Origin of the sequence: Chroococcidiopsis thermalis PCC 7203, from assembly GCF_000317125.1 — a bacterium.
GTDB classification, from domain to species: Bacteria; Cyanobacteriota; Cyanobacteriia; order Cyanobacteriales; family Chroococcidiopsidaceae; genus Chroococcidiopsis; species Chroococcidiopsis thermalis.
The window spans coordinates 2807897-2819605 of the sequence record NC_019695.1 but is presented as its reverse complement, the minus strand read 5'-3'; the positions used below and the strand labels follow the sequence as shown (position 1 = coordinate 2819605).

Sequence of the window (11709 nt, the reverse complement as noted above, 5' to 3'; positions counted from 1 at the left end):
ATAAAGTTAGGGTATAAAAAGAGTCTTGGTAGGATTGAGATTTAATTAAAAATTAAGCATTGAAAAAACATATTTGAGTTATGGCTAACTTCAAAAGTAACGATCGCGCCGAGTCAGAAACAGCAAATCACGCGAATGTCACCCGTGGGAATAGGACAGGAGAAGTTAGCGATCGCCCGCACGCGGAACCGACTGTTGGACGCAGCAACAATGGAATACTCGTGTTTTTGTTGGGCGTAGTTTCCACCCTACTACTAGTCGTTTTAGTCGGTGGCGGATTGTATATATTTACGCAACAGAGATCGACTCAATCGGCGACAAATCTAATACCATCAAATAACGAACCTCAACCAAACGCTGCGCCACCTCCAACTCAAGCTGAGACGAGTACGACAGCCGCAAATCCTCCTGCTGCTACAACTGCGATCGATCCTTCGTTACCCGCGCCTCAAACTCTAAGCCTCCAAGTCAATCATGCTAACGGTACGACAGCGCGACTTGCGGGAATTACCTTTTCTGACGACCACATCACCGCCGATCTTACCGTGACAAACGGTCATCGTAATGGGATTCGACTTAATAACAGTCACGATATGGTCATTGCAGATAATTTAGGGAATCAGTACAATCTGGTAGAACCACCGAACAACGAAGATATTAGAATTGACCCCAACACGACCCTTAAAGGAAAATTTGTTTTCAACGGTCGAATTGCCCCTGGTGCAACTACTTTGACCTTAACTACAAATAATAGATTTGGTGGCAATGAAAATTTTAGCAATAACCCGAAGATGACCTTTAATATCCCGCTTCAGGGTGAAGGAAAATGAGAGAGAAATTCGGAATTCGGAATTCGGAATTCGGAATTGTGAATGTGAAGTCGATCGCTTGCTTTTTACTGATCCTGACAGTTGCTTGTGACAGTCAGCAGGCTAGCAATCGTGGTGTTACAGAGACTCAACAGCAGTCCACCACAAATGTAATTACAACTTTAGAAGAACCACAGGCGATCGCTGTAACTCAATTAGAACAACCCCAGCAATCGGGTACTTCTGTCACCCAGCTAGAAGTTGTGCGATCTACTCAAACAACGCAAACAGTTATTCAAAAAGCCTTAACAGATCTAAAAGCCCAAGAAACTAGCGCGGGTATTCTAATTAATTTACCAGAAAATATTTTATTTGATTTCGATAAATCGAATATTCGTCCTAGTGCTAAACCAACATTACAAAAACTGAGTTTACTACTAAAAAACTATGCTGAAGCACCCGTGACTATCAACGGATATACAGATAGTAAGGGTAGCGATGCTTACAATCAAGTGCTTTCTCAGAAGCGGGCGGAAGCCGTCAAAAACTATTTAGCGCAGAATTTTGATATTGACGGTAGCCGCATGACACCCAAGGGCTGGGGTGAAAAACAACCCATCGCCCCAAATACAAAATCTAACGGTGCTGATAACCCAGAAGGGAGGCAGAAAAATCGGCGGGTAGAGGTGATTATAAGTCGTAAGTCGTAGGGGCGCACGGCTGTGCGCCCGTACTAGGGAGTCGTAAGTATTTCACGCACCACACAGCTATCAACTATCCATTACCTATTACCGCATAATCTCCCGATTTCCCGCCCGTCTTACTAACCAAATGTATTGCTTCAATTTGCATCGATTTTTCTAGGGCTTTTGCCATGTCGTAAAGTGTCAAAGCAGCGACGGAAACGGCGGTGAGTGCTTCCATTTCTACACCCGTTTCGGCTTTGGTTCTGACTGTAGCTGTAATTTGATAGCCAGGAAGTTCGGGATCGGGGGTAATTTGAACTTCGACTTTTTGTAGGGGTAAGGGATGGCACAGGGGAATGAGATTTGATGTTTGCTTGGCTGCCATAATTCCGGCTAGTCTTGCCGTTCCCAAGACATCACCTTTGGGGGCGTTGCCAGCTTGAATCGCTGCCAAAGTATCTGCTTGCATCCTCACTCTACCAGAGGCGATCGCTTCTCGAACTGTTGGCTGTTTGGCAGAAACATCTACCATCTGAGCTTGCCCTTGCCGATCCAGATGAGTCAAATTAGCAGCAGAAAAATTTTCTTGTGTCATTTAGTCAAAGTGTGTGTTACTATAAGTTTCTGGCAAGGGTGTGTAGCTCAGTGGACTAGAGCACGTGGCTACGGACCACGGTGTCGGGGGTTCGAATCCCTCCTCGCCCGTTTTTGATTTATCGGTTTGTAGGGGCGCACAGCTGTGCGCCCCTACTTTGGTTATGCGCCCCTATTTTAATGCGTATGCATCCTGACCCCTGCCCAAGGCGAAACGTAAAGAGGCTGGAAAACTTTTGCTCGAATGGGTCAAAAAGATGAGTAAAGCGAGGAAAGTTAGCCCGCCAGCCGCACCAAACATCGCCCGATAACCGACTTGTTCGGCAATTAAACCTAAGAAGGGACCCGCGATCGCAATTCCGACATCAAACCCCACCATACACACACCAAAGATTCTCCCCCGTTCGTCTGGCTGGGCGCGGTCTACCAGTAGTGCGGCAATGGTAGGCAATAGCATTCCTGCCCCAGCCCCTTCGATAATTGCTGCCCATAAAAACATACTGGCATTGGTAGCTTGCCATAGCAGCAGCATCGATACCGAGTAGAGAATCAAGCTGATAGAGATAAATAAACCCCTGCCGTAACGGTCGGAAGCTCGTCCCGTAGTCAAGCGCACGACAAAACTCGCGATCGCGGCTGCGGTGTAAAATAATCCTGCGTTTAAATCTACTTGAGTCGATTTAATAAATAGAGGTGCGAAGGTACTTAAAGTACCGAAAGCCAAACCAACTAGTAATAAAACAATCGCGGGGATACGCAGTCGCGGACTGAATAATAAACTCCAAAACCGATCTGCTGAAGGACTTTCGGTTGTCACTTTCGCGATCGGTGGATTGTAGACTTGGGAAGTAAACAAGATGCCCAAAAATCCCAACCCTGCCGAGAGGAGAAAGAGGGGTGCATAGCCAGCCCCAGCTTGTAAAAAACCGCCGATGGCGGGTCCCACTGCCATACCAATCGCGGTCACTAAACTCATATAGCCGATAACTTCACCGCGATGTTGGGGGGGTGCAATATCGGCAACTAGGGCGCTGTAGCCCGTGGTAAAAGCGGCAATACTAATCCCGTGGAATGCCCGCAGCGCCATCAATAAAGGCAAAGATGTAATGACTAAATAACCTAAAGGGGCGATCGCGACTACAGCCGTGCCAATGTATAACACCAGTTTACGACTGCGGCGATCGGCAAGCTGTCCTAACCAAGGACGAAATAATAACAGTCCAATGGCAAAACAACCCATTACCATGCCAATTTGTTGCTTGTTCGCCCCCACATCCTCGATATAAAGGGGCAGAACGGGCAACAATGCTGTCAGACTAGACCAGAAACTCAGCCCAGCACAGAATAAAATCAGCAAATTTCGCCGCAAACTGCGATCGAATTTCAGAAAAACGTTCAAGGTTCAATTTTAGGGAGTAGGGATTATTCAGTGTAGAGACATTACATGTAACGCCTCTACATCAAATATTTTTACTTTACTTAACATTATGACCTACGACCTCTCGCACGCGATAGATTGGACGACCTTGAGATTCATGGTACGTCCGCATCAAAAGTTCTGCCAGTAGTCCGAAGCAAAACAACTGTACCCCAGTGATGAATAGCAAGACAGACAAAATCAATAAGGGACGATTGCCAATACTTTGACCCAAACCTAATTTTAAGAAAGTCAAATATAGCCCGATCGCCGTACCCAAGACTAGAGACAGCAGCCCAAACAGACCGAATACGTGCATGGGACGGGTGAGAAACTTCTTCATGAAGGAGATTGTCAGCAGATCCATCAAGACGCGAAACGTCCGCCACAACCCGTACTTACTGCGACCAAAACGTCGTGCGTGGTGTCTCACAGGCATTTCGCCAATTCTCGCCCCTTCAATAAAGGCTAAAGCGGGTAAAAAGCGGTGCAATTCTCCGTAGAGATTCATATCGGCTACGAGTTCCGACCGATAAGCCTTGAGAGAACAGCCGTAGTCGTGTAACTTGACACCTGTTGTCATGCCAATGAGTTTATTAGCAATTTTAGAAGGGAGTAAGCGAGTTAAAGCCGCATCTTGTCGTTGTTTGCGCCAACCGCTTACCAAATCATAGCCCGCATCGAGTTTGGCAAGTAAAGCAGGAATATCCGCCGGATCGTTTTGTAAATCTGCATCCAGAGTGACGATCGCTTTCCCTGTAGCATATTTAAATCCAGCCGCCATTGCTGCTGTTTGTCCGTAGTTGCGTCGTAATAAGACAGCTTTTAAATCGGTGCGTTCTGTTGCTTGTTGCTTGAGGAAATCCGCCGAACCGTCTTTGGAACCATCATCGACGCAAATAATATCGTATGTTAAACCACTGGCTTTCATGGTAGAAGCGATCGCCTCCAGCAAATGAGGTATGCTCTCCACCTCGTTGTAAACTGGTACGACCACCGAAACGTCTAGTTTATATGAGGCGATCGCCCCATTGGATTGAGTTAAGCTATCGGAAACGATCATGAGTAGTTAGTAGTGGCTAGTGGCTAGCGGTTAGTGGTTAGTGGTTAGTTAATTTTGACTTGTGACTTGTCTCCTGTCTCCTCATTTTTGACTTTTGACTTCTAACTTTTGACTTTTGAATTCCGAATTCCCTCAAAACACTTAACGACTCTGCCGTAGGAACGCAGTTGTTGAAAGTACGACCGACTAATTTCGTCTCCCTCTGCCGTTAAGCGATCGATCGCAATGCCGTTACGCCCCATTTTTTGCCCAGAACTATGTATATAAGATCCAGTGCCTAAATAAAGTCCCACATGGGTAGCTTTCTTATCCGTCCCAAAGAAGACTAAATCTCCTGGTGAGAGTTCCACTTCAGAAATTTTCTCTACAAAGGCTTCCTGTTGATATGCATCTCTAGGTAACCAAACACCCACTGAAACAAAAGCTGCTTGGATCAAGCCCGAACAGTCATAGTTTGGTCCTAACGTTCCACCCCATAAATAGTAATTGGGTTGCTGCATCGCTTGACACGCATAGTCAATAACTTTTGGCAAGCGGTGCTTAATTTCTGTAATAGAAAGAGCGATCGCTTGATAAGGAGACTTGGCTATAGCTAATTTTTGGATGTCAGATCCGAGCAGCCAACCTGGATAATCATCTTCACACAAACACACCTCAATTGCTGACGGGTTGTCAGGCATAGTCGTAACTTGTAAATGTCTTCCATCTGCTGCTTGAGTTGCCAAGCGATCGCACTGAGGAGAATCATATATATTTAGAGGACTGAGGCACTGATATTCAATGCCAATTTGTAATTGTTCTAAATTTGTCATTGGTCATTAGTCATTAGTCATTTGTTGCAAGATCTAAGAGGCGAGAAATTTACTTTATTGCGAATTGCGAATTAGTCTTGTCCTCCTTGTCTCCCTTGTCCTCCTTGTCTCCCTTGTCCTCCTTGTCTCCCTTGTCCTCCTTGTCTCCCTTGTCCTCCTTGTCTCCCTTGTCCTCCTTGTCTCCCTTGTCCTCCTTGTCTCCCTTGTCCTCGCTATGACATTTTTTTTCCGCAAAGACGAACAACTAGAAAATCTGGGCGATCGCGTTTTAGAAGCAACTTGGGCAGAATTTCCCACTTTGGCACGTAACCAAATTGCTCTGACGTGGATTGTCTACGATCCTCCAGTCTCCGTCAATACAGGTGGTGCTTTGAGTCCCCAAGCCTTCTGGAATTTTCCAGTGCGGGGGTATAGCTATCGCGGTGTGGAACGAATCTATCCTGCTAGTATCGTCAAACTATTTTATTTGGTGGCGATACAAGAATGGTTAGAAAAAGGCATGGTTGGGTCTTCGCCGGAGATCGAACGCGCCATGCGCGATGCGATCGCTGATTCTAGCAATGATGCAACTAGTTTAATCGTTGACGTTCTCAGCGGTACGACTAGCGGTCCCGAACTCCCAGCCGCGCCTTTTGAGACTTGGAAAACTCAACGCAACATCGTCAATCGCTACTATCAATCTCTCGGTTGGGAGGAGATGGCGACAATCAACGTCAATCAAAAAACTTGGTGTGATGGTCCCTATGGTCGCGAACGAGCGTTTGTGGGGGAGTTAATGGACAATCGCAATATGCTGACGACTAATGCCACAGCAAGATTGTTACACAGTATTGTAGGCGGGGTAGCGGTGTCTAGCGGGCGATCGCAGGCGATGATGAGTTTACTCAAGCGCAGCCTTAATCCTGCCGATTTACCGACAGATAATGACGAAGACCAAATTACGGGTTTTCTAGGTGGCGGATTACCCCCAGAAGCGCAACTGTGGGCAAAAGCTGGCTGGACGAGTCAAGTCCGGCACGATGCTGCTTATATAGAAATTCCTAATTTGCGACCATACTTATTAGTTGTATTTACCGAAGGTCGCCCCCACAGTAAAAATCGTCAGATCTTACCTTTCATTTCGCAGCAGTTCGCTGCCGCAGTCGCTACTTTGGGGAATCGGGAGTAGTTATCAGTGACCAGTGACCAGTGACCAGTAACAAATGACAAATGACAAACAAACATTGACAAAACATAAAAAGCTAGAGCTAATAACTAATAGATAGAGTGAATTATGCAAGTTTTCAGCATAAAATGTGCTAGGAGTGAACGCAAATATGCTTTTTTCTCGTCATTTGCCGTTGGTGTTCGGTGTTGCGAGCTTGACCGTACTTGGTTGGAGTTTATCTGCTCAAGCTCAGACGTACGATCGCGATCGCCCGCAGTTAAATCAACCTGCACAACCTCCAGATCGTGTCGTCCCGATGCCAGGAACGTCTGTGACTTCAGCTACGACTCTAACTACTGAGCCTGCTACAATTCCAGAGTTAGAAACGACAAAAATCGATAATTCCCAGATCGCCCAAGTCGATAGCGCCGATGTGGGACGCGCAGTTCTTGGTGGTTCTAGCTATGTTGGTATTGCCGCTAATATAGGTTTGGATGGGGACACGGATTTAGGCGACTCTAACTTTGCCGTGATTAGCAAAATTGGGCTGCCTAGTAACTTCTCAGTGCGTCCATCTGCCGTCTTTGGGGGAGATACGGTTTTTCTGATTCCCCTAACTTACGATATTTCTTTACCAGGAGTTGATGTCATAGATGCTGCGCTACCAATATCACCTTACATAGGTGGGGGAGTTGCGATCGCCTCTGGCGATGACAGTCAAACCGACTTCTTGCTTACTGGTGGGGTAGATTTTCCCCTGACTAATCAATTTACTGCTACGGCTGGGGTAAACGTTGCCTTTTTTGAGGAAACTTCTATCGGTCTATTACTAGGAGTCGGCTATAACTTCCCTGGCTTCTAAAAATAGTAGAGACATTACATGTAGAGACGTTACATGTAACGTCTCTACATCGGTCATCGTTAACCGAGCTCTGAATTATTTCGGGCTAATTTTACCAATCGTACCGAGAGTACCGTCGTCTTTGACCGTCCAAACGTCATAGACTCCGACAACATCACCGTTAGCATCGACATCGACGTTACCGCTAGCGCCTTGATAATTGATATCTTGACCTTTGCGTAATAACTCTAAACCTTTGCATACGTCAGTAACTGCCGTCCCTGGAGCGTTAGAAACTTCTCGTAGTTTACTGGCAATTGCTTCGCCAGTATTTGCCTTGGCTGCTTGGGCGGCGAGGACGAGTAGTGCTGTCGCATCCCAAGCTTGAGGGACGTATTCCCCAACTGCCTGATTTTTCTTTTGTTTCCACAATTGGGTTAACGCTGTCAGTGCTTTGCCATCTGCACCTGGCACAGTCCCAATCGCCCCAGTGACAATATATTTACCGTCATCTTTCTTGCCAACTTTTCCAGGGAAGGTGGCGGATTTCACTCCGTCAGTGAGCATCACCTGTACTCCCTGCATTAATCCTTGCTCGTAGGCAGATTTCAGTAAGATGCTACCTGTTTCTTCGTACATCACGGCAATCACTGCCTGGGGTTTGCCAGCGAAAGCAGCAGCGGCTTCAGTTTCAAAGGTTGTTGCTTTGGGATCGTAACGAGTCGGTCTACCTTCGTTAACGACAGTTCCACCAAGTTTTTTAAAAGTTTGGACAAAAGCTTTTTCAAAACCTACACCGTAGTCGTTATTGATTACTACAGTCGAGACTTGATTAAAACCTCGTTTTTTCGCTAATTGAGCTAGGGCTTCGGCTTGGTAGGTATCGGGGGGAGCTGTCCGCGCCCAAAAGCCTTTAAATTCACCTTTTTTGGCTCTATCTGTAAAGACAGGGCTCGTACTACCAGGCGAGATCAGCATCACCTTGTTGCGCACGGCGATCGGTACAGCCGCGCTAGAAACGCTACTGGCAAAAGAACCAACTACACCTGCTACGCGATCGACGTTTGCTAGTTTCGTCATCGCTGCCGCACCCTTACGCGGATCGGTTTCGTCATCTTCTGCCACTAAGGAGACAGGAGCGCCATTAACACCACCGCAAGCATTGACTGTCTCGATGACTAAGGGAACAGCACCCGACATTTGTTGTCCGATGGGACCTAAATCGCCCGTGGCGGGGAGAAGAGAGCCAAGCTTTAGTGCTTGCGTGCTAGCTTGTACATCTGTTGCAACCGGAGTTGTTGCCGGAGCAGAATCGGCAGTTGTGGTTTGGGGCGTGCTGCTTGTTGTTGTGGTTTGTTGACAAGCCGCAGCCAAAAAACCGAGCGAGAGAGTAGCAGTAGCTAGGGCAAGAGTACCTGATAAGCGTTTCACCAAAACAGGATCGGTCGTTTTCATAGAGTTGTTTATCGTCTGTGCGATTGAAAATTAATGCAGATTATTCTTGCATAACTGGGTAGAAAACTGGATCTAATTACACCTACCCAATGGCGGAGATATTTTCTTCAGCAATAAAGTTCCGCGATCGCAATAATTTTTGCCAAATGATAGAGGAACGAGGCGATTGGCGATCGCCACAATTCTCTTTCAGCTATGGGTTGATGAGGTGCAATTCACCCACAGCAGAAATCTGGTAAATTCTTAAAACGGAGAGGGAGGGATTCGAACCCTCGGATGGGTCTTACGAGTCCATCAACAGATTAGCAATCTGCCGCTTTCGACCACTCAGCCACCTCTCCTGGTGACATGGCTTCATGATTATAACAAGCTTTGCACTAAGAAGCAAAACCAATTATTTATGGCTTACCGCAATCCCGTCCCGACAGTTGACATCATTATTGAATTAATTGACCGACCGCAGCGACCGATCGTCTTAATCGAGCGCCATAATCCTCCTTACGGTTGGGCGATCCCTGGCGGTTTTATCGATTATGGGGAGTTAGCAGAACTAGCCGCACGTCGAGAAGCTGAAGAAGAAATTGGCTTGCAGGTAGAATTAATCGAACAGTTTCACGTTTATTCCGATCCCAACCGCGATCCGCGCCAGCATACGTTAAGCGTAGTATTCATTGCTACGGCAACAGGCGAACCCAAAGCTGGAGATGATGCTAAGGGTGTTGGCATTTTTGAATCTTGGCAAGTCCCTACGAACTTATGCTTCGATCACGATCGCATCTTGCGCGATTATTGGCGTTACCGTCATTACAATATTCGTCCCTTGTTAACGAGTGAGTAGGGTTTACTTAACATAGTTGTTGTTCTACTGTGATATTTGGCGAACAAACTTCTACAAGTACAGCCAACCTTACGCCAATCTAGACTGTCATGCATTTAGCTGGCATCATCAGCCCCAGACATTTTGACATTTAACTTTTGACTTTTGACTTACTTATGACTCGCAAAATCATCCGTACCGATGCCGCACCCGCACCCGTGGGACCATATAATCAAGCGATCGCGGCTAGCGGACAAATGGTATTTGTCGCTGGGCAAATTCCCCTCGATCCTCAGAGTGGGGAAATTATCGGTACGGGGAATGTCACCGCCCAGACAAAGCAAGTGATGGCAAATTTAGAGGCAATTCTCGCCGCAGCAGGAGCAAAGTTTCAGGATGTGGTGAAGACAACCGTATTCTTAAAAGATATGAATGATTTTGCGGCGATGAATGCGGTTTATGCTCAACATTTTGATGAAGCAAATGCCCCAGCGCGTGCTTGCGTGCAAGTATCGCGGTTGCCGAAAGATGTGTTGGTAGAGATTGAGTGTATTGCGGCGATCGCTGCTTAATTGAATTTTACATGGCGATAAGTCCGTAGAGTGTGTCAAGGGAAACCGATCGCTCGAAATCAGGCTGAACGATCTCCCGCGCCTGTGCGTGTAATTCCTCTGCTTTGAGTGGCGCGATCGCGTTCAGCTATTGCTTAGCAACGTCAAACCACTCGATTAATTTTCTGTATTACTAGAGCCTAGCTTTTATTTTTTTCTATCTTCAGTTTGAAACAATAAATTATATCCAATCGCAAATTGATAGCTATTTGGTTTATTAGTTAGCTTGTCATTTATTGGACGTAGCTACATCAAAAGGCAGAGTAATTGTATCAGTGAAAACATTTTATCTCTATCGCTAGCAAGATACATTATCCAGATAAAGTTTTAGTCTGGTTAATAAGTTTAAATGAAATGGAAGGAATTAATATGGCTCTTCACAAACTTGAGGACTTTGATACTAATTATCGAGATTCTTTTGACGGCGACGATATCAAAGATTACGAGGTTTATTCAGACAGAGATAATGAAAAAGTCGGCACTGTCAAGAATATCTTGGTCGATGAAGATGGTCGTTTTCGTTATTTAGTTGTTGACACTGGTTTTTGGATTTTTGGTAAACAGGTATTGCTACCAGTGGGACGTTCTCGCATTGACCAAAACCAGCGACACGTTTATGCGGTCGGCTTTACCAAAGAGCAAGCGGAAAGCTTACCAGAGTTTAGCGACGATCTGAAAATTGATGACGCATACGAAGAACGGGTGCGGGGAGTTTATCGCGATCGCCCCCTAGAATCATCAGCAGCATTAGGTTCGACAGCTCCAGCAGCAAAAACAGTTGATTCCGATCGCAGCACTTACAACTATCAGCAAGAGCCAGATCTGTACGATATGAACCAGCCAGATCGTCAATCGCTCAAGCTGTATGAAGAAAGGCTGATTGCGAATAAAACCCGTCGTAAAGCCGGAGAAGTTTCCGTAGGCAAGCGCGTTGAAACTGAAACAGAAAGAGTTTCAGTTCCAGTAGAAAAAGAACGAGTCGTGGTCGAGCGCGTCACGCCAAATGATGCTGGTAGACCAGCAGCTCCAGGAGAAGCCAACTTCCGCGAAGGTGAAGCTGCACGTATGGAGATCTATGAAGAAACTCCCGACATTCGTAAGGAAGCTGTTTTACGCGAAGAAGTAAGAGTTAGAAAGGAAACCGATCGCGAAATGGTCAACGCCGAAGAAACGGTGCGGCGAGAAGAACTAGATTTGGATGCTTCAGATCGTCCGGTTGTAGATAAGAACGATCCTAACTACCACCGATAGAGCATTTAGGTTTGATTAGTGTCAATTTTGTGACTTTGCCCTTCACCTTGAGTGTGCGAGAAATTTACTATTAGATTATCATGCCTGGCTTGCGCACTCACTGAGAGAGTTTAATCACTACTTTATTGGAGACAACCAAATATTCTCCTCTTGAAGTTCTCAGGCTTTCTGGTGAACCTTGGAGTGTTGAACTAAATTTACGACAT

14 protein-coding genes and 2 tRNA genes are annotated in these 11709 nt (G+C 46.1%); 9 read left to right on the top strand and 7 right to left on the bottom strand.

The window, feature by feature from the left end; all coding sequences use genetic code 11:
• The first annotated feature begins 80 nt into the window (after window positions 1-80).
• Both CHRO_RS12435 and CHRO_RS29630 read left to right on the top strand, forming a co-directional pair.
• On the top strand, window positions 81-830 hold the full coding sequence (locus tag CHRO_RS12435) for a hypothetical protein (RefSeq protein ID WP_015154559.1): 750 nt from the start codon (window positions 81-83) through the stop codon (window positions 828-830).
• On the top strand, window positions 827-1519 hold the full coding sequence (locus CHRO_RS29630) for an OmpA family protein (protein WP_015154558.1): 693 nt from the start codon (window positions 827-829) through the stop codon (window positions 1517-1519). The genes CHRO_RS12435 and CHRO_RS29630 overlap by 4 nt, the downstream gene beginning before the upstream one ends.
• Window positions 1520-1583: 64 nt before the next feature.
• Here the strand turns inward: CHRO_RS29630 and moaC are convergent, their stop codons facing one another.
• Window positions 1584-2090: a cyclic pyranopterin monophosphate synthase MoaC gene (gene moaC / locus CHRO_RS12425; protein ID WP_015154557.1), complete on the bottom strand. Its 507-nt coding sequence runs from the start codon at window positions 2088-2090 to the stop codon at window positions 1584-1586.
• A gap of 36 nt (window positions 2091-2126) precedes the next feature.
• Here moaC and CHRO_RS12420 point away from each other — a divergent pair.
• Window positions 2127-2200 (top strand) — tRNA-Arg (locus tag CHRO_RS12420).
• Between the two features lie 61 nt (window positions 2201-2261).
• Here CHRO_RS12420 and CHRO_RS12415 read toward each other — a convergent pair.
• The 4 genes from CHRO_RS12415 to CHRO_RS31185 form a co-directional block, all read right to left on the bottom strand.
• On the bottom strand, window positions 2262-3488 hold the full coding sequence (locus CHRO_RS12415) for an MFS transporter (RefSeq protein WP_015154556.1): 1227 nt from the start codon (window positions 3486-3488) through the stop codon (window positions 2262-2264).
• 76 nt (window positions 3489-3564) lie between these two features.
• Window positions 3565-4569 (bottom strand): glycosyltransferase family 2 protein, encoded by a 1005-nt coding sequence (locus CHRO_RS12410; protein ID WP_015154555.1) that lies wholly within the window; start codon window positions 4567-4569, stop codon window positions 3565-3567.
• Window positions 4570-4670: 101 nt separating this feature from the next.
• Complete coding sequence (locus tag CHRO_RS12405) at window positions 4671-5381, bottom strand: C40 family peptidase (protein WP_015154554.1); 711 nt, start codon at window positions 5379-5381, stop codon at window positions 4671-4673.
• Window positions 5382-5435: 54 nt separating this feature from the next.
• On the bottom strand, window positions 5436-5615 hold the full coding sequence (locus CHRO_RS31185) for a hypothetical protein (RefSeq protein ID WP_181824322.1): 180 nt from the start codon (window positions 5613-5615) through the stop codon (window positions 5436-5438).
• Here CHRO_RS31185 and CHRO_RS12400 point away from each other — a divergent pair.
• Window positions 5596-6549 carry a serine hydrolase gene (locus CHRO_RS12400; protein ID WP_015154553.1) on the top strand — a complete coding sequence of 318 codons (954 nt, stop codon included), beginning with the start codon at window positions 5596-5598 and terminating at the stop codon, window positions 6547-6549. The two genes, CHRO_RS31185 and CHRO_RS12400, sit on opposite strands and share 20 nt — an antisense overlap.
• Before the next feature lie 148 nt (window positions 6550-6697).
• Window positions 6698-7390 carry a hypothetical protein gene (locus CHRO_RS12395; protein WP_015154552.1) on the top strand — a complete coding sequence of 231 codons (693 nt, stop codon included), beginning with the start codon at window positions 6698-6700 and terminating at the stop codon, window positions 7388-7390.
• A 75-nt stretch (window positions 7391-7465) separates the two neighbouring features.
• On the opposite strand, the gene CHRO_RS12390 is transcribed toward CHRO_RS12395, so the two are convergent.
• On the bottom strand, window positions 7466-8800 hold the full coding sequence (locus CHRO_RS12390; RefSeq protein WP_041463082.1) for an ABC transporter substrate-binding protein: 1335 nt from the start codon (window positions 8798-8800) through the stop codon (window positions 7466-7468).
• A gap of 113 nt (window positions 8801-8913) precedes the next feature.
• Between CHRO_RS12390 and CHRO_RS32135 the strand changes: the two genes are divergently transcribed.
• Window positions 8914-9063: a hypothetical protein gene (locus CHRO_RS32135; protein ID WP_158631942.1), complete on the top strand. Its 150-nt coding sequence runs from the start codon at window positions 8914-8916 to the stop codon at window positions 9061-9063.
• Window positions 9064-9073: 10 nt separating this feature from the next.
• On the opposite strand, the gene CHRO_RS12385 is transcribed toward CHRO_RS32135, so the two are convergent.
• Window positions 9074-9165: transfer RNA gene (locus CHRO_RS12385), tRNA-Ser, on the bottom strand.
• Window positions 9166-9224: 59 nt separating this feature from the next.
• Between CHRO_RS12385 and CHRO_RS12380 the strand changes: the two genes are divergently transcribed.
• From CHRO_RS12380 to CHRO_RS12370, 3 genes are all read left to right on the top strand, one after another.
• Window positions 9225-9662, top strand: a complete 438-nt coding sequence (locus tag CHRO_RS12380) for an NUDIX domain-containing protein (protein ID WP_015154550.1) — start codon at window positions 9225-9227, stop codon at window positions 9660-9662.
• Window positions 9663-9817: 155 nt separating this feature from the next.
• Window positions 9818-10213 (top strand): RidA family protein, encoded by a 396-nt coding sequence (locus CHRO_RS12375; RefSeq protein ID WP_015154549.1) that lies wholly within the window; start codon window positions 9818-9820, stop codon window positions 10211-10213.
• A 408-nt stretch (window positions 10214-10621) separates the two neighbouring features.
• Window positions 10622-11503, top strand: a complete 882-nt coding sequence (locus CHRO_RS12370) for a DUF2382 domain-containing protein (RefSeq protein ID WP_015154548.1) — start codon at window positions 10622-10624, stop codon at window positions 11501-11503.
• Window positions 11504-11709: the final 206 nt, after the last annotated feature.